The sequence below is a fragment of the Serratia sp. root2 genome, from assembly GCF_031931805.1.
Taxonomy (GTDB): domain Bacteria; phylum Pseudomonadota; class Gammaproteobacteria; order Enterobacterales; family Enterobacteriaceae; genus Serratia; species Serratia inhibens.
Genome location: NZ_JAUJXB010000001.1, coordinates 987,768 through 1,008,935 on the forward strand (window position 1 = coordinate 987,768; position 21,168 = coordinate 1,008,935).

The 21,168-nt window shown below is 55.3% G+C and carries 19 protein-coding genes and 1 pseudogene; 11 read left to right on the forward strand and 9 right to left on the reverse strand.

What is annotated here, in order from left to right; all coding sequences use genetic code 11:
* Nucleotides 1-63 precede the first annotated feature (63 nt).
* Nucleotides 64-1,044 (forward strand): L-Ala-D/L-Glu epimerase, encoded by a 981-nt coding sequence (gene ycjG, locus QZQ97_RS04665; RefSeq protein WP_311992451.1) that lies wholly within the window; start codon nucleotides 64-66, stop codon nucleotides 1,042-1,044.
* Here the strand turns inward: ycjG and mpaA are convergent.
* Nucleotides 1,041-1,748: a murein tripeptide amidase MpaA gene (gene mpaA, locus QZQ97_RS04670; RefSeq protein ID WP_311992452.1), complete on the reverse strand. Its 708-nt coding sequence runs from the start codon at nucleotides 1,746-1,748 to the stop codon at nucleotides 1,041-1,043. The two genes, ycjG and mpaA, sit on opposite strands and share 4 nt — an antisense overlap.
* 207 nt (nucleotides 1,749-1,955) lie before the next feature.
* Here mpaA and QZQ97_RS04675 point away from each other — a divergent pair, with 207 nt between their 5' ends.
* Nucleotides 1,956-2,306, forward strand: a complete 351-nt coding sequence (locus QZQ97_RS04675) for a hypothetical protein (protein ID WP_311992453.1) — start codon at nucleotides 1,956-1,958, stop codon at nucleotides 2,304-2,306.
* A 158-nt stretch (nucleotides 2,307-2,464) separates the two neighbouring features.
* A complete protein-coding gene (locus QZQ97_RS04680) occupies nucleotides 2,465-4,099 on the forward strand; it encodes a peptide ABC transporter substrate-binding protein (protein WP_311992454.1) in 1,635 nt (544 codons plus the stop codon).
* 63 nt (nucleotides 4,100-4,162) lie between these two features.
* Here the strand turns inward: QZQ97_RS04680 and QZQ97_RS04685 are convergent, their stop codons facing one another.
* Nucleotides 4,163-5,224 carry a hypothetical protein gene (locus QZQ97_RS04685; protein ID WP_311993870.1) on the reverse strand — a complete coding sequence of 354 codons (1,062 nt, stop codon included), beginning with the start codon at nucleotides 5,222-5,224 and terminating at the stop codon, nucleotides 4,163-4,165.
* Between the two features lie 146 nt (nucleotides 5,225-5,370).
* On the opposite strand from QZQ97_RS04685, the gene zntB reads away from it, so the two are divergent.
* Nucleotides 5,371-6,354, forward strand: coding sequence for a zinc transporter ZntB (gene zntB / locus QZQ97_RS04690; protein WP_311992455.1), 984 nt, complete (start codon nucleotides 5,371-5,373; stop codon nucleotides 6,352-6,354).
* Nucleotides 6,355-6,573: 219 nt separating this feature from the next.
* On the opposite strand, the gene QZQ97_RS04695 is transcribed toward zntB, so the two are convergent.
* The 4 genes and pseudogenes from QZQ97_RS04695 to QZQ97_RS04705 form a co-directional block, all read right to left on the reverse strand.
* Nucleotides 6,574-6,972, reverse strand: coding sequence for a VOC family protein (locus QZQ97_RS04695; RefSeq protein WP_311992456.1), 399 nt, complete (start codon nucleotides 6,970-6,972; stop codon nucleotides 6,574-6,576).
* A 142-nt stretch (nucleotides 6,973-7,114) separates the two neighbouring features.
* Nucleotides 7,115-8,053, reverse strand: a complete 939-nt coding sequence (gene ttcA / locus QZQ97_RS04700) for a tRNA 2-thiocytidine(32) synthetase TtcA (protein WP_311992457.1) — start codon at nucleotides 8,051-8,053, stop codon at nucleotides 7,115-7,117.
* A gap of 139 nt (nucleotides 8,054-8,192) precedes the next feature.
* A pseudogene (locus QZQ97_RS24535) lies at nucleotides 8,193-8,338 on the reverse strand (site-specific integrase); the annotation flags it as partial.
* Between the two features lie 15 nt (nucleotides 8,339-8,353).
* On the reverse strand, nucleotides 8,354-9,067 hold the full coding sequence (locus tag QZQ97_RS04705) for a B3/B4 domain-containing protein (protein ID WP_311992458.1): 714 nt from the start codon (nucleotides 9,065-9,067) through the stop codon (nucleotides 8,354-8,356).
* Between the two features lie 43 nt (nucleotides 9,068-9,110).
* Between QZQ97_RS04705 and QZQ97_RS04710 the strand changes: the two genes are divergently transcribed.
* Together QZQ97_RS04710 and QZQ97_RS04715 are read left to right on the forward strand one after the other, a co-directional pair.
* Nucleotides 9,111-9,713: a helix-turn-helix domain-containing protein gene (locus QZQ97_RS04710; RefSeq protein ID WP_311992459.1), complete on the forward strand. Its 603-nt coding sequence runs from the start codon at nucleotides 9,111-9,113 to the stop codon at nucleotides 9,711-9,713.
* A gap of 69 nt (nucleotides 9,714-9,782) precedes the next feature.
* Nucleotides 9,783-11,024, forward strand: a complete 1,242-nt coding sequence (locus tag QZQ97_RS04715) for an alginate lyase family protein (RefSeq protein ID WP_311993871.1) — start codon at nucleotides 9,783-9,785, stop codon at nucleotides 11,022-11,024.
* 4 nt (nucleotides 11,025-11,028) lie between these two features.
* Here the strand turns inward: QZQ97_RS04715 and nifJ are convergent, their stop codons facing one another.
* Nucleotides 11,029-14,562, reverse strand: coding sequence for a pyruvate:ferredoxin (flavodoxin) oxidoreductase (nifJ, locus tag QZQ97_RS04720; RefSeq protein ID WP_311992460.1), 3,534 nt, complete (start codon nucleotides 14,560-14,562; stop codon nucleotides 11,029-11,031).
* Nucleotides 14,563-14,810: 248 nt separating this feature from the next.
* Here nifJ and QZQ97_RS04725 point away from each other — a divergent pair, with 248 nt between their 5' ends.
* Nucleotides 14,811-15,143 (forward strand): SMR family transporter, encoded by a 333-nt coding sequence (locus QZQ97_RS04725; RefSeq protein ID WP_311992461.1) that lies wholly within the window; start codon nucleotides 14,811-14,813, stop codon nucleotides 15,141-15,143.
* A 550-nt stretch (nucleotides 15,144-15,693) separates the two neighbouring features.
* Entirely contained in the window at nucleotides 15,694-15,954 is a 261-nt protein-coding gene (locus QZQ97_RS04730) for a DUF333 domain-containing protein (protein ID WP_311992462.1), read from the forward strand.
* 44 nt (nucleotides 15,955-15,998) lie between these two features.
* Here QZQ97_RS04730 and hslJ read toward each other — a convergent pair whose 3' ends face one another.
* Both hslJ and QZQ97_RS04740 read right to left on the reverse strand, forming a co-directional pair.
* Nucleotides 15,999-16,427 (reverse strand): heat shock protein HslJ, encoded by a 429-nt coding sequence (hslJ, locus tag QZQ97_RS04735; RefSeq protein WP_311992463.1) that lies wholly within the window; start codon nucleotides 16,425-16,427, stop codon nucleotides 15,999-16,001.
* A 19-nt stretch (nucleotides 16,428-16,446) separates the two neighbouring features.
* Entirely contained in the window at nucleotides 16,447-17,439 is a 993-nt protein-coding gene (locus QZQ97_RS04740) for a 2-hydroxyacid dehydrogenase (protein ID WP_311992464.1), read from the reverse strand.
* 473 nt (nucleotides 17,440-17,912) lie between these two features.
* Between QZQ97_RS04740 and QZQ97_RS04745 the strand changes: the two genes are divergently transcribed.
* From QZQ97_RS04745 to QZQ97_RS04755, 3 genes are read left to right on the forward strand one after another with little or no spacing between them, the layout of a single operon-like run.
* Entirely contained in the window at nucleotides 17,913-20,525 is a 2,613-nt protein-coding gene (locus QZQ97_RS04745; RefSeq protein ID WP_311992465.1) for a YdbH family protein, read from the forward strand.
* Nucleotides 20,522-20,719 carry a YnbE family lipoprotein gene (locus QZQ97_RS04750; RefSeq protein WP_311992466.1) on the forward strand — a complete coding sequence of 66 codons (198 nt, stop codon included), beginning with the start codon at nucleotides 20,522-20,524 and terminating at the stop codon, nucleotides 20,717-20,719. Before QZQ97_RS04745 ends, QZQ97_RS04750 begins: the two co-directional genes overlap by 4 nt.
* A gap of 13 nt (nucleotides 20,720-20,732) precedes the next feature.
* On the forward strand, nucleotides 20,733-21,056 hold the full coding sequence (locus QZQ97_RS04755; protein ID WP_311992467.1) for a YdbL family protein: 324 nt from the start codon (nucleotides 20,733-20,735) through the stop codon (nucleotides 21,054-21,056).
* Nucleotides 21,057-21,168: the final 112 nt, after the last annotated feature.

Below are 21,168 nucleotides of genomic sequence, written 5' to 3' on the forward strand. Positions count from 1 at the left end.
TGTGTCCAAAAACTATCCGCCTGTTCGCCCGATTTTATGCGCTATTTTTGCTCAGGAGCCGTTATGAGAAGCATGCGTTTTTACCCAGAAGCCTGGCCATTGCATACCGCCTTTGTCATTGCCCGCGGCAGCCGCACCGAAGCGAAAGTCGTGGTGGTCGAGATTGAACTGCAGGGTGTGCGCGGTATCGGCGAATGTACGCCGTATGCACGCTATGGCGAAAGCGAAGCCTCGGTGCTGGCGCAACTGGCCGAGGTGGTACCGGCTATCGAGCGGGGAGTGACGCGTGAGCAGTTGCAGCCTCTGATGCCGGCGGGCGCGGCACGCAATGCGGTGGATTCGGCGCTATGGGATCTGGAGTGCCGTCTCAGCGGCCAGAGCCGCTGGCAGCGCAGCGGTGTCACGGAGCCGGAACGCATCCTGATGGCGCAAACCGTCAGCATCGGCTCGCCGGAGGCAATGGCGTTCGCTGCGCGCGAGCTCGACCAGCAGGGCGCAGGTTTGTTGAAAATCAAGCTGGATAATCACCTGATCAGCGAGCGACTGGTGGCTATCCGCGCAGCGGTGCCGAATGCGACGCTGATCGTCGATGCCAACGAATCCTGGCAGGCGGAGGGGTTGGCGGCGCGTTGTCAACTGCTGGCGGATCTGGACGTGGCGATGTTGGAACAGCCGCTGTCTGCAGCCGATGACGGCGCGCTGGAGAACTTTATCCACCCGCTGCCGATTTGTGCCGATGAGAGCTGCCACACCCGCAGCGATCTGCCTGCACTTATCGGTCGTTATCAGATGGTCAATATCAAACTGGATAAAACCGGCGGCCTGACGGAAGCGCTCGCGCTGGCTGCGCAGGCGCGGGAGCAGGGGTTTGCCATTATGCTCGGCTGCATGTTGTGTACTTCGCGGGCAATCAACGCGGCGTTACCGTTGGCCCCGGGAGCGCGCTTTGTGGATTTGGATGGCCCAACCTGGCTGGCACGGGACGTTGATACGGGGCTGGATTTCGACTATGGGGCGATCAATCTCGCCCCGCGGCAGAATTAATCCTGGTAGGTCAGCAGCTCTACCATCGCATCGAGGTAACTCTCGCTGGCTGCATCGGCGGAAATTGGCGGGAACTCGGCGGTAATGCAAGGCAGCGACAAATCGGCGCACCAACTGCCGAACGAACCCGGCGTTTCGTAACCTACGCTGGTGACCAGCGGCAAGGCAAACTTATGCGAAAGCCAGACTCCGAGCTGGGAGCTGGCGGGATCTTCAATGCAGGCCAAGGGTTCGTGAAACGACACCACCCAGCGCGGTTTCAGCCGATGAATCAGGTGACACAGCGCCTGGGTTTCCGGTTCCGAACCGGGGCGGCCGCCGGTTGACAGTTTGACATCCCGCGCTTCCGCCGCACTGTTCCAACGATAAACCGTATCGCCTGAGCGCCAGTTGGCGGCGGGGAAATTACGGTTCAGGTCAACGCCGTTGGCATTGGCGCGCAACCCCAGTTGGCAACCGTCGGGATTGACCGCCAACACCACGTGATGGCGCAGCCGGTTTGGCGCAATGCTGCGTAGCGCACAAGAAAGGGTGACGATAGCGGCTCCCTCGTCACCGTGGGTACCGGCGATGATCAGTCCGGTTTCCGGGCCGCTGATGGCTGCGGGGAAATAGAGCAGCGGCGCGCCTAACAGCGAACTGCCGTAATTCTCTCCTGCAACGGCCAATTGGCCACGTTCACTGCGCGGTCGATGCTGGATCATGGTGTTGTCCCTGGGTTAAATGTCGAGAGTCATTATCATTTTATTCAGTGTATTACGCTTTGGCTCATCTTTCCCAGAGCAATTGTTTCACCTTTGCCTGATATGTGAGCTGTGCGTTGGCGCAGGCAGCAATAAAACCGCGCCGGTCATTTCGCTGTTGTTATACTATCGGCAAAGCTAACCCAATAACCAAGCAGGGGATTTAACATGCCAGTAGCCAGAATAGTTGCCAGCTATAGCGAAAATGAAAAGGATACCATCACGCTGCTGTGCGGCGTGGATGAGGAAAACCAGATCCGTCAGGGGGAATGGTTCGGCGTGGTGAAGAACGACGATGGGCACGGCGATGAGTCCAATTATCCCTTTACCCTGCACGTCGATTACCAGAAAAACACCTTCTATCTCGACTATGGTTATGACGATGCCGAGTCGCGCCAGATGCAGAAGACCGATATTTATTCTAAACCGCTCGCCGAACAAAGCTTCTTCACCATTTTCGACGAGGAAGAGGGTGAAGAGTTCAGCTACCGCATCAACAGCATTCACCTTTACGACTAATCACGCCTGAGACAAAAATGCCCGTGCCGACGCTGTCGCACGGGCATTTTTTATTGCCTGGCCCTCAGTTTTTGCATCTTGCCCGCCTTGGACTATAGGTGAGACGGATCTTGTGCTATATGATAAAAAATTCAGATGGTTAACGGGGATGAATCAGAATGACGAGAAGAAAAATTCAGCAAGGTTTTCGTTTTACGTTGTGTGCAGTGGCTATTGGCGCAGGATTAAGCAGCGCGATGGCGGCGCAGGTTCCCCCAGGCACCACTCTGGCGGAAAAGCAGGAAATTGTTCGTCATATTAAAGATGAGCCGGCTTCACTGGATCCGATCAAGGCCGTGGGTTTGCCGGAGGCGCAACTGGCACGCGATCTGTTCGAAGGGCTGGTGAATCAGGATGCCAACGGCAAGGTGATCCCCGGCGTCGCTACCCGTTGGCAAACGTCCGATAACCAAACCTATATCTTCACGTTGCGCAAAGATGCACGCTGGTCAAACGGTGACCCTGTAACGGCAAAAGATTTTGTTTATAGCTGGCAACGCCTGGTCGAGCCGAAAAATCTGTCACCCTTCGCCTGGTTCGCCCAACTGGCCGGCATTCAGAACGCGGACGAGATCATCGCCGGCAAGCTACCAGCCGACAAGCTGGGCGTAACGGCGCTGGACGATTACACCTTTAAAGTGCAATTGAACAAACCGGTACCGTATTTTGTCAGCCTGACCGCCAACTTCAGCCTGTTCCCGGTGAACCGGTCGGTGGTGGAAAAGTTCGGCAATGACTGGACCAAAGTCGACAATCTGGTGGGCAACGGCGCGTTCAAACTGCAAGAACGTGTGGTCAACGAGAAACTGGTGCTGACGCCAAATGAACATTATTGGGATCACGCACATACCGTGCTGACCAAAGTGACCTTTGTGCCGATCAACCAGGAGTCCAATGCCACCAAACGCTACCTGGCCGGCGACATTGATATCACTGAGTCCTTCCCGAAAAATATGTACCAGAAGTTGCTGAAAGATATCCCGGATCAGGTTTATACCCCGGATCAGCTAGGTACTTATTATTACGCTTTCAATACCCAACGTGCGCCGACCAACGATGTGCGAGTGCGTAAAGCGCTGTCTTATGCGATCGACCGTAAAATTATCGCCGAAAAAGTGCTGGGCACCGGTGAGAAGCCGGCTTATCACTTCACGCCGGACGTCACCGCCGGGTTCAAACCGGAAGTGAGCCTGATGCAGCAGCAATCGCAGGCGGAACTGAATGCGCAAGCCAAGGCGCTGATGCAGGCTGCCGGCTACGGCCCAAATAACCCGTTGAAATTGACATTGCTGTACAACACCTCTGAAAGCCATCAGAAAATCGCGATCGCCGTGGCTTCGATGTGGAAGAAAACGCTCGGTATTGACGTCAAGCTGCAAAACCAGGAATGGAAAACCTACATCGACAGCCGTAACACCGGTAACTTCGACGTAGTGCGCGCTTCCTGGGTGGGCGATTACAACGAGGCATCGACCTTCCTGTCGTTGTTGAGCTCATCCCACAGCGGTAACATAGCCAAATTCAAGAGCGCGAAGTATGACAATTTGCTGGCGCAGGCCAGCCGGGAAACCAACGCAAAGGCTCTGACGGCGGATTACAATAAAGCGGAACAGATTATCGCGGAACAGGCGCCGATCGCGCCAATTTACCAGTATACCAACGGTCGCCTGATCAAGCCTTGGGTAAAAGGCTACCCGATCACCAATCCGGAAGACGTGGCTTACAGCCAGACGATGTATATTTTGCAGCACTGATTTATCAGCGTCGTTCCTAAGGTACTTTTCAGGCCCCGCTCAAATGCGGGGCTTTTATTTAGTTCATTGCGACACAAACAACGCGCTGCGCGCAACAGAGGAAGGAAATATGCAAGACACATCGTGCGCGCAACCGGGGACGATCAATAACCGACGTTTGGCTCGTGGGGCTAAAAAATGCCGATCGTAAGCCGCATAGGCGATGCCGCGTTGCAGACGATAGGGGCCCTGAGCCTGCGCAGCACAGGATTTGTCGAGTATCTTGTAGAAGGTGCCGGGCGCGATGCCGGTATCTTTTCCGCCTTCAATGTAGGTGATATCCGCCGCGGCATAGCGTTGACGCACAGTTTCGCGGGTTTGACCATGAAAAGCGGGGATATTTTCAATACCGTATTTCCAGCGATTTAGGTTTGGGCATGAGTCGTCGGTAATTTCCGTCCAGGTAAAGTCGCAACCTTTTTCCTGACTGCAACTGAGCCAGTCGACAGCCGGCTGTGGCCGAAAGCGATCAAAGTAAAGCCAACTGCCGGGGTCGGAAACGACATAACCTATGCTCACGCCGGTGGGGGGGGCCGCAAACCCGACATAGTGTTGCACGAACTGCGCGCCGGCAGAAAACCCAGCGACAGTTATCCGCTGTAACTGCGGCCATTTGATTTTCAGCTCGGCGAGCAATTGGTCAAGCGCGGCAAACGAGCTGACTTTTGACTGTAAATCCAACCCACCCTCGATCCAGGAGCTGCAACTCCACAATGCATCATCCGGCTGCGCCGAAGGAACGCCGGGCGAATGGCAGCGCCTGGCCTGCGCAGCGGGGACCGGATAGAGCGGCGCAACCAGTAAAGTGTCGTCGGTTTTATCTGCCCGTTGGGCCGCCTTTAGGGCCGCAGCCAACGTTTTTCCGGCGTCCCTGGGGTGGCCGTGCAGCACGATTAACGCGGAATGCGGTGTTCGCCCGTGGGTTTTGGCGACGTAGTAAGGCAAATTACCCGCCGAGTCGCCGAGCTTGAGCTGATAGGCATCGGCGATACCCTTGAGTGAATTATCCGCGGCAAACAGCGGAGAAAAAGGCGTAGCAGCAAGTGTCAAAACTGAGGCCAACAATAACGTTGATGTGCATTTCATGGGGGACCGGGCTGAACGTTGGGTATTATTCACCCATGTTAGCGCATAAGGTGCGGGTCAGGGGTAACCATCGAGTGGCTTTATCTTTGAGTGGCAAAGCATTAACGCTAGACTCTGGTGTAACTGAAAAGCGAAGGGGATAAGGAATGGATGTCATTGAGGGGCGCGAGTTACAGGTTCCTGATGCGGTGTATGCCTATCAGCTCGATGGCAAGGGCGGCGTAACATCGATTGACTACGATGATAAAATCACCTGCGATGAGCCTTGCTGGTTGCATCTGGATTATGCGCACCCGGCCAGCGCTGAATGGCTGAACACTACGCCGCTGTTGCCGGATGCGGTAAGAGAAGCGTTATCAGGGGAAAGCTCACGCCCGCGGGTCAGCCGCCTGGGCGATGGCACCATGATCACGCTGCGCAGTATTAATTTCAACGCCAACTCGCGGCCGGATCAGTTGGTGACCATTCGCGTGTATATGACCGATAAACTGATCGTCTCCACCCGACATCGTAAGGTGTACTCCATCGATCAGGTGGTGAGCGATCTGCAAAGCGGTGCTGGGCCAACCAACAGCGGCAACTGGCTGGTGGAGGTTTCTGATGCGCTGAACGATCACACCAGCGATTTTATCGAGGATCTGCACGATAAGATCATCGATTTGGAAGATGCGCTTTTGGAGCAGCAAATTCCGGAGCGCGGGCAGTTGGCACTGATCCGCAAACAACTGATTGTGTTGCGCCGGTACATGGCGCCGCAGCGCGACGTATTTTCCCGGCTGGCGAGCGAGCGGTTGCCCTGGATGAACGATGACGACCGACGCCGCATGCAAGATGTTGCCGACCGTCTGGGGCGTGGCCTGGATGATCTGGATGGCAGCATTGCGCGTACTGCGATCCTTTCCGATGAGATTACCACCGTGATGGCCGACGCCATGAACCGCCGTACTTACACCATGTCGCTACTGGCAATGGTGTTCTTGCCCACCACATTTTTGACCGGGTTGTTCGGCGTTAACCTGGGTGGTATTCCCGGTGGAGGCAATCCTTTTGGCTTTGCCACGTTTTGCCTGATGCTGACGGGCCTGGTGCTCGGCGTCGCCTGGTGGCTGAAACGCAGCCGTTGGCTGTAGCCAAAAAAGCGTGAAAACCCGGTTAACATTGAGCGATATCAATTTTTGCCTCGGGGAAATGGGGCATGATCTCTCTCGCAGGTGAATGCAACGTCAAGCGATGGGCGTTGCGCTCCATAATTGTCTTACTTTCTTATTTTTTAGAATTACTGCATAGCACATTGATTCATACAATGCCGGTCTAACCACCGGCATTTTTTTGTCTGCAGTTTACCGCCTTCAGGCCGCGCTTTCGTCCCAGAAACTGGCCTCGATTTTATGCCCGTCCAGATCGCGCACAAAGCAACCGTAATAGGCTTCGCCATAGTGTGGTCGTGAACCTGGGGCTCCTTCATCTTTCGCGCCGGCCTGCAACGCCAGCCGGTAAAAATCATCGACCTGCTGTTTGCTGGTGGCGAAAAAACCTACGTGCATACCGTTACCGGTACCTGCGGGTTGGTTGTCGATCGGCACCTGCAACCAGAACTCCGGGTAATCACGCCCATAGCCAATAGCGCCAGGGTGCTCCAGCACTCGTCGGCAACCTAATGCGGAGAGCGTGCGATCGTAAAATTCGGCGGCGGCATCGAAATGATTGGTGCCCAGAGAAACGTGGGATACGCAGGGGGTAATGTTCATCGGCAATCTCCTTGTGACTGTATAAATACACAGTATAGAGTAAAGGCGGCACTGTCCGATAAATTATGCTGGAATTGTGAGCAGGATCGAAAACTGTCTGCGGGAAGAAACGCCGCCCGCAGAAAACGGGCGGCGCAGCGGTTTACTTTATTTCGAGAACGTTTAAACGCTCCAGCGCCGGTGCGGCTTCATCCGCATCTTCTGGCTGCCAGCCGACCGGTTGCATCGGAACATCTTCACGATCAAAAGCCAGATCGCCACCGTCAACCACTTCACTGCCGTGGTGAATCTCTTTGAAATCAAAAAGGTTGTAATCGCTCAGGTGGGAAGGCACCACGTTTTGCATTGCGCTGAACATGGTTTCCAGACGGCCCGGATAGCGTTTATCCCAGTCGCGCAGCATGTCGCCAATCACCTGACGCTGCAGGTTTGGCTGTGAACCGCACAGGTTACACGGAATGATGGGGAATTCTTTAGCCACCGAGAAGCGCTCGATGTCTTTTTCGCGGCAATAGGCCAGCGGACGGATCACCACGTGCTTGCCATCGTCGCTCATCAGCTTGGGTGGCATGCCTTTCAGTTTGCCGCCGTAGAACATGTTGAGGAACAGCGTTTGCAGAATGTCGTCACGGTGATGGCCGAGGGCAATCTTGGTTGCGCCCAGCTCGGTGGCGGTGCGGTAAAGAATGCCGCGGCGCAGGCGAGAGCACAGTGAGCAGGTGGTTTTGCCTTCAGGGATCTTGTCTTTGACGATGCTGTAGGTGTTTTCCTCGACAATCTTGTATTCCACCCCCAGGCTTTCCAGATAAGCCGGCAGGATATGCTCGGGGAAGCCCGGTTGTTTCTGGTCGAGGTTGACCGCAACCAGCGAGAAGTTCACCGGCGCGCTTTGCTGCAGGTTGCGCAGGATTTCCAGCATGGTGTAGCTGTCTTTGCCGCCGGACAGGCAAACCATGATGCGGTCGCCTTCTTCAATCATGTTGAAATCGGCGATCGCCTGGCCCACGTTGCGACGCAGGCGCTTTTGCAATTTGTTGAGGTTGTACTGCTCTTTTTGACTAACGGTTTGTTTTTCTGACATTTAAATCGTGCTCGTTTTCAATGGGGGGCACTATGGGGGCATGACATGTTGACCGCGAGTTTAGCATTCAACAGGCTATTTGGGTCAGTATTCATTGATCCCCGCTTCGCACTTTAGGTCTTGAAGGTCCTTTGTGCATATCATGCCCCATCTGGTTTGCGATAAAAATGGGTTCGCGCCTGCTGCTGACAACCAGCAGGCAAAAGTATGTCGCGTATGGTACGGATTACGACGACGAATACCAGCGCGTTTTATGCATGAGCCCCAGACATGGCCCAATGAGGAGCGAAAGCCGTTTTTTTACTTTGTTTGATGCTCTTCAGCCAGATCGAAACCAATCAGTGTCTGTTCGGTTTTTACGCCCGGCATCATCTGATGCAGCCCATTGATCAACTCTTCGCCGGCATCATACAGCGCCTGTAACGGCATGGCTGGCAGGCTTTCCAGAATGAACCACATCTTGCCGGCGTCCGCACTCAACCGGGTTCTTACCCCCTGGCGCCAGTTCCAACGACGGCAGGTCACCCCCAGATCGTCGCGCCAGACGACTTCCCCGGGTTCCGGCGATTCATGCGCAACCTCACCGTCTTTCACCGTATCAAACAGCTCGCTTCCATCGGCAATCACCAATCTCGGTTGCCCGCTATAGGCTTCAATATTTTCCCCGCCAACGGGAATGGCATACCGAATGCTGATGGCATTATAAAGATCAACAACGGGATCAATACTGGGGAGTGAGCCGTCTCGCAGGACCCGTTTGCGCAAAGCTTCGGCTGAACAAGGGGTGCGCTTGGGTTTGGCGCCGAATTTTTTAAAGACCTCCCCCCAGGCGGCAAGATGAGCCTCGGCCCAGGGCGCGTCACCCGCAGAAATCGAATGACAAGCCTGTTCCAAAGCCTGACCGGCAATCCTCGGGTTGGTGATAGGTGCGGCCTCAACGGCAATGCTTAGGGCTCTGAAGCCGGGTGCCGAGGAGGACACTTTGGGATCGATTGACGGAAGAACTGAAAACATCTGATAATCCTATAATGACTAATTTATTTCATGGTAATGACTAATGACCAATAAAGTCAATATATCGACCGAGAACGGCGCGGATATCCAAACCGTCAATGAAGCGGTTTCAAGCACCATCAAACAACACCGCAAAAATAAGAAATTGACGCTTGATGAGCTATCACGCAGGGCTGGCGTCAGCAAAGGGATGCTGGTAGAAATCGAGAAGGGAGCGGCTAACCCGAGCATCGCCATATTGTGCAAAATAGCGGCGGCGCTGGGTTTGTCTGTAGCCGATATCGTGAATGTCACCGATGCACCCTCCGCTTACTTTATCGATAAAAAAGAAATACCTACATTATGGAAGGGGGATTCGGGCGGCACCGCCCGTCTGCTGGCGGGGACGCGTGGGCCGAATATGATTGAGCTATGGCGCTGGGAGATGTTTCCTGATGAGCTGTTTGCCTCAGCGGGCCATCCCCAAGGCACCTTAGAGCTGTTGCATGTTGAGCAGGGCGTTCTCAACCTGAAGGTGGGGAGTACCGAGATGATTATTCCTGAGGGCTCCTCTGCCGTCGCCAGCACCGATGTACCGCATTATTATTCAAATCGGGGTGAGGGAAAATTGGTCTTCACCATGACCGTGGCCGAACTTCACTCCTGACATATTGCCGGTTTGCCGGGGGTATCCAAGGGCGGATCCGTATAAGGGTTCATCATGGTAGTGGGGATTATGCGTAAATTCTTGCAGGCCGGATTATTGCTCTGTTTTACGTCGTTTACGGCCCACGCCGCAGAGTGCTGCATTTTCTTGCAGCAACCTTCTTTGGCACAGGTAAAAGCCCATCTCAGCGGCGACGTTAACTATCGGCGTCTGCTGCAGGATGCCGACAGCGCATTGCAAAAACCGTTGCTCAGCGTCACCGACAAAGGTTTGACCCCACCCAGCGGCGACAAGCACGATTACCTGAGCCTCGGTGCCTATTGGTGGCCGGATGCCGGCAAACCGGACGGGTTACCCTGGGTGCGCCGCGACGGGCTTGTGGATCCGGCCAGTAAAAATGAACAGAGTGATGGCGTGCGACTGGCGGAGTTCACTCAACGGGTACAGATACTGACGCTGGCGGGCTATTTCTCCGGGCAACAACGCTATAACGACAGGGCGATTGCGTTGATCCGCGCCTGGTTTATCAACCCGCAAACGCGGATGAACCCGAACCTCAACTATGCTCAGGGCATTCCCGGGCGCAACAACGGCCGCGGTAACGGCATTTTGGACGGGCGTTATTTTGCCACGCGTGTTGTCGACAGCCTGTTGCTGTTACGTCAAACGCCCGGCTGGACGGTGGCCGATGAGAGCCGGATGCGACAATGGTTTGCCCGCTATCTCGATTGGCTGTTGCACAGCGGCGCCGGTAAGCAGGAGGCCGCGGCGAAGAATAACCACGGCAGCTGGTACGCCGTTCAGGTGGCGGGAATTGCCGCCTGGTTAGGGCGTGATGACGTAGTGAGGGAGATGGCGAGGCTGACGCAGCGTAAGCTTGATTTCCAACTCGCCGTTAACGGTTCGCAATCGCAAGAGTTATTGCGTACCCGTTCGTTCCATTACAGCTATTTCAATCTGCAGGCGTTGGTGCTGATGGCCGGGGTGGCGCAACGACAGGGCATTGATTTGTGGCATTACCGCTCTGCACAAGGCAGTTCGTTGTTGGCGGCGTTGGACTTTATGGCACCTTACGTTGATGCAGGGCGGAAATGGCCCTATCCAAGTCTGGATCGGGTTGGGATACGCATTGTACCGCTGTTGATTCAAGCGGATAGACTAATGAAAACAGATCGTTACCTGCCAGAGATTGAGAAGGCGCAGTTCGACATTGCTCAATGGCAGGGAAAAGAAAGCTACCTACGCGGTGCGGTAAAAGAAGCGCAGCGGCAAAGCTGGCTGGAAGCAGGGCGCGAACCTATCGCGCCCTGAAGGGTTATTCGACGGACGATTTTTCCGTCTTGCCGGCCAACATGCTGAGGAAGTCGTACTTCTCTTTCAGTTCTTTCTCTGCGGCCTGGTACAGCGCGCTGGCGACCTCCGGCTGCTGCGAGTTCAGGCGGCGGAAGCGCTGCTCTTTGAGCAGGGTTTCGGTCAGCTCGCTGTTTGGCGGCCGAGAGTCCAGCGCCAGCGCGGGTTTGCCCTGGTCGGTGCGGCGCGGATCGAAACGGTACAGCGGCCAGAAACCGGTGGCGGTCAACTGTTTCATCTGATCGTGGCTGAGCGCCAAATCGTAACCGTGCTCCTCGCACGGGCTGTAGGCGATAATCAGTGACGGGCCCGGATAGGCCTCCGCTTCCTGAATGGCCTTCACCGTCTGGTTGAGCTGCGCCCCCAACGAAATCTGCGCCACATACACATGGCCGTACATCATCATACTGACGCCCAAATCCTTGCGTGCCTTGCGCTTGCCGTGCTCGCCGAACTTGGTTACCGCACCGAGCGGCGTGGCTTTCGACTGTTGCCCGCCGGTGTTGGAGTAACACTGGGTATCCAGCACCAGCACGTTGACGTTCTCGGTCAGACTGAGGACGTGGTCCAAACCGCCGAAACCGATATCGTAGGCCCAGCCGTCGCCACCAATCAGCCAGATGGATTTATCCACCAGATAGTCGGCGTCGGTCGCCAGTTGGCGAGCGTCGTTACCTTCGATCTGTGCCAGCAGGCCGCGCAGTTCAGCGATCTGTTTGCGGCGCGGCTCCGGCGCGATATCGCTCATCTGCAGAGCGTTAACCAGCGCTGCCGGCAACTGCGGCGCCAGGCTGTTCAGCAGGCGCAATACGCGGCTACGATGCTGATCGACCGTCAACCTGAAGCCCAGACCAAATTCGGCGTTATCTTCGAACAGCGAGTTGGCCCACGCCGGGCCGCGGCCTTCGGCGTTGGTGGTATAAGGCGTGGTCGGCAGGTTGCCGCCGTAAATGGATGAACATCCGGTGGCATTGGCAATCAGCAGTCGGTCGCCGTAGAGCTGGGTCAGCAGCTTGATGTACGGTGTCTCGCCGCAGCCCGAACAGGCGCCGGAATATTCGAACAGCGGTGAGATCAACTGCGAAGTGCGGATGTCGATGCGCTCAATCTGCGCCGGATCTATCTCCGGCAACTGCAGGAAGAAATCGTAATGCTGCTTTTCCACCTCAAGATTATCGAGCCGCGAAGCCATGTTGATCGCCTTGATGTCCGGGTTCTGGCGATCTTTGGCCGGACACACCTCTACGCACAGGTTACAGCCGGTACAATCTTCCGGCGCTACCTGCAGCACATATTTCTGGCCGCGCATATCACGCGCTTTGACATCCAGCGACTGCAAGCTGGCAGGGGCGTGCTCCATCGCCTGCGGTTGCACCACTTTGGCGCGAATGGCCGAGTGCGGGCACGCGGCGACGCAGTGGTTGCACTGGGTGCAGAGATCCGGCTGCCAGAGCGGGATCGTCTCGGCGATATTGCGCTTTTCCCATTGGGTAGTGCCGACCGGCCAGGTACCGTCCGGTGGGAAGGCCGAGACCGGCAGTGCATCGCCCAGCCCTGCCAGCATCGCGGCGGTAACGGTTTTGACAAAATCGGGTGCGGCATCCGAGACTATCGGCGGGCGCAGCGGGCTGCCGGCGTCAACCGGTTGCAGCGGGATCTCAACCAGTGCATCAAGCGTGGCATCCAGCGCCTGCCAGTTGCGCTCAACGATCTCCTGGCCTTTGCTGCTGTAGCTGCGAGCGATCGCGTCTCGCAGTTGTTGCAGCGCCACCTCGCCCGGCAGAATTTGCGTCAGTTGGAAAAACGCCATCTGCATAACGGTATTGATGCGCGCTCCGAGCTGGCACTCGCGTGCCAGTTTTGCCGCGTTGATAATATAGAAGCGGGCCTGGCGCTGTTGCAGCACAGCCTGAACTTCCTGCGGTAGCCGTGACCACGCTTCTTCGGCACCGTACGGCGTGTTAAGCAGAAAAATACCGCCAGGCTTCAGACGCTCCGCCATCTGATAGGTATCGATAAATTGCAGTTGATGGCAACCGACGAAGTCGGCGCGGCTGACCAGATAGGCCGAATTGATCGGTTGTTCGCTGACGCGCAGGTGAGAAACCGTCAGGCCACCGGCCTTTTTGGAGTCGTAGACAAAATACCCTTGTGCATACATCGGTGTGCTGTTGCCGATGATTTTGATGTTGTTCTTGGTGGCGGAGACGGAGCCGTCGCTGCCCAGGCCGTAGAATAACGCCTCCAACGAAGCGCGCTGCGGCAGGGTTTCTTCACTTAACGGCAGGGAAAGGCCGGTCACATCGTCGAAAATACCGACGGTGAAACGCGGACGTGGCCTGGCAAGTTGCAGTTCATTGAATACCGCCAGCGCACAGTCCGGCCCGAACTCCTTCGAAGACAAACCATAACGGCCGCCGATTACCATCGGCATGTCCGCGCGTTCACCACGGCTGAAAGCCTCGGCCAGCGCGGTCATCACATCCAGGTACAGCGGCTCCGCCAGCGCGCCAGGCTCTTTGGTGCGATCCAGTACGGCGATTTTCCTGGCACTTTCCGGCAGCACGCTGAGCAGGTGCCGAGCGGAGAAGGGCCTGAACAGCCGTACTTTCAGCACACCGACCTTTTCACCGCGCGTCAACAGGGCGTCAATCGCCTCTTCGCAAGTGCCGATTGCGGAACCCATCAGGATCACTACGCGTTCGGCCTGTGGGTGGCCGTAATATTCAAAGGGTTGATATGCCCGCCCGGTGATCTGCGCAAATTTATCCATTGCATCAATCACATGCTGGCAGGCGCCGTCGTACCAGGGATTGGTGGCTTCACGCGACTGGAAATAGGTATCCGGGTTAGCGGAAGTGCCGCGCACCACTGGGTGATCCGGCGATAGCGCACGGCTGCGGTGGGCGTCAATCGCCTGCTGCGGTAACATCTGACGCAAGGCATCGTCGCCCAGCGGCACGATTTTATTGATTTCGTGCGAGGTGCGGAAACCATCAAAAAAATGAATAAACGGCAGACGGCTGTTGAGGGATGCCGTTTGGGAAATCAGCGCAAAGTCTTGCGCTTCCTGGACGCTACTGGCGCACAGCATGGCGCAACCGGTCTGGCGTACGGCCATTACGTCGGAATGGTCGCCGAAGATCGATAATGCATGGGTCGCCACGGTGCGTGCGGCGACGTGCAACACAAACGGCGTCAGTTCACCGGCCAGTTTGTACAGCGTCGGGATCATCAGCAGCAGACCCTGCGATGAGGTGAATGAGGTAGACAGCGCGCCGGTTTGCAGCGCACCGTGCACGGTGGCGATGGCTCCGCCCTCGGACTGCATTTCCATCACGCGCGGCACGTCTCCCCAGATGTTTGGGCGACCGTCGCCGGACCAGGTATCCGCCTGTTCCGCCATGGTTGAACTGGGGGTGATCGGGTAGATGGCAATCACTTCGCTGGTGCGATAGGCGACGGAAGCGACTGCATTATTACCATCTGTAGTAATCATCGACTTTACCTTTCATTGCTCAAAAAGCTGCAAAAGTTGCCTCTCGCAGTAATTAACAAAGTCTAGCAGAGGGATATATTGGCCCTTTATCGCGTTTGTGTGGCGTGCGAAAAATCGCCGGGAAACAGGCGAAAGTAATATTTTCGATAAAAATCGTTTTCAAACGGCGAATTAACCGGGTGGTTTAACGACAATTTATTCGCGACGCGCCATACTGGTGAGCATGTTCACTTACAGAAGAAAAGACGATGAGCGGATTTATCTATTTGACCATGGCGATTGTTGCTGAGGTGATCGCCACCACCATGTTGAAAGCCTCTGAAGGTTTTACCCGATTGTGGCCGTCGCTGGTGGTTGTCGTGGGCTACGCCGTGGCTTTCTGGGGGCTGTCGATGGTGGTGAAAACCATGCCGCTGGGGATTGTCTATGCTATCTGGTCGGGTATGGGCATTGTTCTGGTGTCTATAGCTGCCATATTTGTCTATCAGCAAAAACTGGATCTACCCGCAGTGATCGGCATGGGGTTAATTATTGCCGGTGTGCTGGTGATTAATTTACTGTCGAAAACGGCGGCGCATTGATTGTTATTTTAATGTAAAAATAGCCAGCGTGACATTCAGTGACGCTGGCTGAATAATTCAGGCATAAATAACGGAAAATAAGGGATTACACTACCCTGGGCATTTCAGTTGAGGCCAATGAAGCTGCTACCTGAATGTCACGAATGCATTAACCCGTAACAGCATAGTTCGCACTCTCTCCCGCGCCGGTAGCTAAGAGTGACGCAGCCGCCCAAGGCCACCGATACGACTTCACTCGCCGCAAGATTTCAAACTTTGGCTGTTACTGCCCCCTCGCCATTGCGACTCTTTTACCTGCAATCCTCGCCATGCCGCCGACCTTTGACGCCTGATTGGCATCAAAGGGAAAGAAATCCTGTAACGATAATAATGTCGATTCTGTTCAAATAAACGCCAAATAATTGCAGGAATATATTTCCATAATTAATTTATCAGGCTAAATTAAACAGGTTTGCATCAAAGATAACTGAACGTGTCCGCATTAAAGTGACGCGAGTTATCAGCAATGGCGATTTTACACAGCGCAGTTCCGGGTTCAGGAGTGAAAATAATGCAAAAATCAACGTGGCTGCTTGCCGGCGCCGTACTGCTTTTGGCCGCATGCAGCAGCAAGAATGAAGAACCAGTTCAGCAGGGCAACAGCGCAAGAATCAATACGTTACAGACCAGCGCCAATTGCGCCAGTGTTGGCGGTGTTACTACCGTGGCTCATAATTTAAACGGCGAAGCGGTAAGAATGTGCCAGATGCCGAACGGTAAGCAGTGTGAAGAGTGGACCCTGGGGAAAGGAGCCTGCTCAACCGCCGGCTAAGAAGAAAGAACACCAGGCCGCTTGAGCAGCCTGGTAAACAGGGTTTACTGCACCCAATCTCGCAGGGTGTATACCAGGGTATGGCCGCCACCGCTCAGCGTGAGTTGCTGAGCGTTGAGACTGACTTTTGCGCCGTTATCCAGCACTGTACCGATCGTCTGATCCCACTGATTGCGTTGCGCATCGGTGCACAGCTTGCGCGTTGAGGCCAGGTTTTTCACCGTCAGCACGCCGTCTTGCAACTGGCCGCTGCCGAAGAAACGGTTACACATCGCGCCGGAAACATGCATTTTTTCACCGAACTCAATACTTGGGGCGTTACCGGGCTGTGGCTTCACCGCAACGCCGTCCACGCTTTGCAGCACGAAATTGTGATGTAACAGGTCGCCTTCCGTGACCGTTTTACCGCTCTGGTTCATTCCACACCCCGCTAAAAACAGCGCCGCTAACGCCGCCGACAGACACTTTTTCATGCATGTTCCTCACTACAATTCAGGCATTAAGCTGATTAGGGCAATTTTCACCGCGATCCAACTGGCTGACGTTTTTGAGCGTAGTTTCCGAAATACTGGTCAACGCCTCCTCGGTCAGGAAAGCCTGGTGACCGGTGAACAACACATTGTGGCAGGCTGACAGGCGACGGAATACGTCATCCTGAATCACGTCATTGGATTTGTCTTCGAAGAACAGATCGCGTTCATTCTCATACACGTCCATCCCCAGGGCGCCAATTTTTTGCTGCTTAAGCGCGTCAATCGCCGCCGAGGAGTCAATCAGGCCACCGCGGCTGGTGTTGATGATCATGACGCCATCCTTCATCATCGCGAAGGCGTCGGTATTCAGCAGGTGATGGTTTTCCGGCGTCAGCGGGCAGTGCAGGGTGATCACGTCTGATTGTGCGTACAGCGTTTTGAGATCGACATATTCTGCGCCCAACTCCAGCGCCTGCGCACTTGGGTAGGGATCGTAAGCCAACAGTTTCATGCCGAACCCTTTCAGGATGCGCATGGCCGCCACACCAATTTTACCGGTGCCAATCACCCCAGCGGTGCGATTATGCATGTTGAAGCCGATCAGCCCCTCAAGCGAGAAGTTTGCGTCTCGAGTGCGTTGGTAGGCGCGGTGGATGCGGCGGTTAAGGCACATCATCATCCCCACGGCGTGTTCCGCCACTGCTTCCGGCGAATAAGCCGGCACGCGTACCACGTTGATGCCCAATTCTTTGGCGGCGTCCAGGTCTACATTGTTGAAACCGGCGCAGCGCAGGGCCAGGATCTCAACCCCCAGTGCCGCCAGTTCTTCAAGCACTTCGCGGCTGCCGTCATCATTGACGAAAATGCATACCGCTTTGCAACCCGCGGCCGTTTTGGCGGTTTTCTTGCTGAGCAGGAAGTCGAAGAACTCCAGCTCATAGCCAAACTGTTGATTCACCAATTCGAGATATTTACGGTCATACTGTTTGGTGCTGTATATCGCCAATTTCATCGTGGTTTCTCCACCGTGATTTTGTGACGAATTTAACAGATTTTAGTAAATTCTACAATTGGTTAGCTTATTTTCAGTATGGGTAAAACCCTTTATTGGGGGCAGGTTAAGGGTAACGGGAGGCGGCGGAGAGGGAGGAAAAAAATCCCCACGGGGGGTGGGGAATGGCTTCTCTAGTACAGTAAGCTCGTGGCTGACTTTTGTTAGAATGCTTGCAAGACTATTAATGAACAACGGCAACTACAATAACAAAAGTCCGAAACATAACGTATTCACGAAGTGAATATGTAACTAAACTCTACAGAATCAGCATTGATGACTGGAAACCCGCCTGTACAGACGTTGCCTGCGCTATCGACTTCACCCTATGTCAAATTCGTGCCATCATTATTGCCAATTCAGGCATAGACTTACCCTACACGGCGTTCGGTTCGGGCGATTAATGCCTAACTCAGGAATGAAGCAATCATTTAATGACTAAGCGATTGAAAGTATTCATAGGGATTGTGGTGGGGATTGTGATCCTGCTGTTGGCGTTGTGGCAAACTCTGCCACGCTGGCTGCCGCGCGTGCTCACCCATTGGCTGCCGCAGGGCAGTCAGCTGGTTTTGCAGGGCAAACTGCGTTGGCAGCAGGGTGCCTTGCAACTGGACGGTGCCCGATTTACCGCGCAGGATTGTTTGCTGGCCGCCGTGGGGCCGACCCGGTTGGCCTATCGGCAGGGGCGCTGGCAACTGATCGGCGACAAACTCAGCATCGATAGCGCCTGTTTATCAAAATTGCCTGCCGGCGATGCCGACAGCGCTCCTCTGGCACTCGACAGGGTGCAAAAACAATTGCCGTTGCTGGATGTCACCATCAATGATTTCACGGTGATCCCGTGGCAACACTACGCCGGCAAACTGCAATTGCACGCTTCTGCGGGTGGCCAACGCCTGCAGTATCAGGGGAAAAACCTCAGCCTCGAAGCCGTGTTGGATGACCATCAACAACTGACGCTGAACAGCCTGACGCTGACTCCGCCCAACAGTCCGCAACCGCTGCATTTGACCGGCAAGATGGCCATTCCGCTGGATTTGGACAGCATGCCCGTCCAGGGCGCGTTGCAGGGCGAGATGCAAACCGGTTATCTGGAAAAGCCGTTGCTGCTCGATATGCGCTGGCAGCATCAACAAGGCGTGTTGACGCTAACGGAAAAGGGCGACGATAAACCGCTGGTAACGTTACCCTGGGAAATCACCCCGCAGCAGGTCAGCATCAATCAAGGCGAGTGGCGTTGGCCCTACAGCCAGCAGCCGCTTAACGGCGGGCTGAGCGTGGCACTGCACGACTGGAGCAAGGGGCTGGATGAAACCCAAGTCAGCGCTCGTTTGAATGTCATTACCGCAGGTCACAATGGTAAAGGCAATGCAGTGTTGACGCTGGGGCCGGGCAAGGTCGGATTGATTGACAGCGATCTGCGGTTCCAACTGACCGGCCAGGCGAATCTGGCCGATTTTTCCATGACCGCCTCTATTCCCGGCATTCTCAGTGGCACTATCCTTAATCCTACGCTGGTCTTGCAGCCAGGGGCGTTGCTGCGTCTATGGGGTAACGCCTCGCCAGAAATGAAGCTGGAAGAAGCGCGCCTGCCGCTGGCCGGCGTCAAGGTTACCGCCGCCGGCATTACCGGCCGCCTGCAGGCCATTATCAACGCCAGCGATAGCTACTGGGGCCGCTTTAAACTGCATCTGGACGGTAAAGCGCAGGATTTTTGGCCGGATCACGGCAACTGGCAATGGCGCTATTGGGGAAATGGCCAGTTGCCGCCGTTGCAAGCGGCCTGGGACGTTGCCGGCAGCGGCAGTTGGCAGGACACGACAGTTATTCTCGACCGTCTTTCCACCGGTTTTGACAAGCTGAAGTACGGTCTGGTGACGGTGGATGCGCCGCGTCTCAGCCTTGGTCAGCCACTGCGCTGGCAGCGTGGTGAGCAGAACCCGGCGTTCAATGCCGATATACAACTGGTTGCCGGCAAGGTCAGTTTCACGGACGGCGGTCACTTACCCGCACCTAGGCTGGCGTTACAGCTTAAAGGCACTACGCCGGACAGCTTCCAGTGGCAGGGCAAATTGCAGGCGGAACAGATTGGGCCTATCGCCCTGCGTGGTCGCTGGGACGGAGAACGGCTGCGTGGTGAAGGCTGGTGGCCGAAACAATCGCTGGAAGTATTCCAACCGCTGATCTCGCCGGATCTCAATATCAAACTGCGTGACGGCGACTTTTATGCTCAGTCGGCCTTTTCGGCTGCCCGAGTGCAGGGCTTTGAAGCCGGTGGCCACTGGGTCGTGAACAATGGCGGCATGTGGCTGAAGGACGGTGAGATGAGCGGTCTGGATTTTGTCATGTCCTACCGATTAAAAAATCATTTGTGGCACCTGGGTGCCAAACGGCCGGTAACGTTGCGCATCAAGTCACTCAGCAACCTGTTTGAAATGCAGAACATCACTGCCGATCTTCAGGGCTTTTATCCCTACAGCGAGCCGGCACCGTTAACGTTGAGCAATGTCGGCCTGGATGCGCTGAACGGGCATATCAGCCTGTCGGCGTTGCGAATGCCGCAGCATGATGCTGCGGTGCTGAAGCTGGATAAAGTGGATCTCAGCGCGCTGTTTACCGCGTTGAAGCCAAAGCAGTTTGCCATGTCCGGCAAGGTCGACGGTGAGCTGCCTCTGTACCTCAATCACCCCAAATGGCTGGTTCGCAATGGGTGGATCGCCAATGCCGGCATGCTGACGCTGCGGCTGGACAAGGACATGGCCGATGCAATCGGCAGCAATAATCTGGCGACCGGCGCGGCGATAGACTGGCTGCGTTATATGGAGATCAACCGTTCGCAGGCCCGTGTCGATCTCGATAATCTGGGCGAGCTGACGCTAAAAGCGCGTATTGACGGGGTAAACCCGCAGAAAAGCGCCAAACGTGAGGTTATCCTGAATTATACCCATCAGGAAAACGTGTTTCAGCTATGGCGCAGTCTGCGCTTTGGCGACAATTTACAGGAGTGGCTTGAGCAGGCCCTCTCAAAACCTGGGGAACAACCATGAAAATCATCAGCGGACCCTTGCTGGTCGTCGCGTTGGGCACTTCTTTACTGAGCGGCTGCGTGCCGCGTATTGAGGTCGCGACGCCCAAAGACCCGATTACCATCAATATGAACGTGAAGATCGAACATGAAATTCATATCAAGGTGGATAAAGACGTTGATAATCTGCTGAAAACCCAGAGCGGTCTGTTTTAGGAGCCAAACAAAAATGAAAAAACGTTATTCAGGCTTGATGGGGGCAATCTGGTTATTCAGCGGTATGGCGATGGCGCTGACGCTTGATGAGGCCAAACAGCAAGGGCGCGTGGGCGAGACGCTCAGCGGCTATATTGCGCCGGTCAAACAGGACGCCGAAACCCTGACGCTGGTGAAAAACATTAACGCCGGGCGTACCCTAAAATATCAGGAAGTGGCGGACGGCAACCATATCGCCATTGATGAAGTGGCGCGCATGGCCGGGCAGAAGCTGGTGACGCGAGCGCCTGCGGGGGAGTATGTGCGCGGCATTAATGGCCAGTGGTTGAAGAAATAAAAAAAGCGCGCCGTTTGGCGCGCAATCGCGATAAAGATCTGGAATTATTTTGAGGGCAGAACAACTTTGACAGGCGTTAACGCAGACCTGTGTGGTTCGGCAGGGGCATATT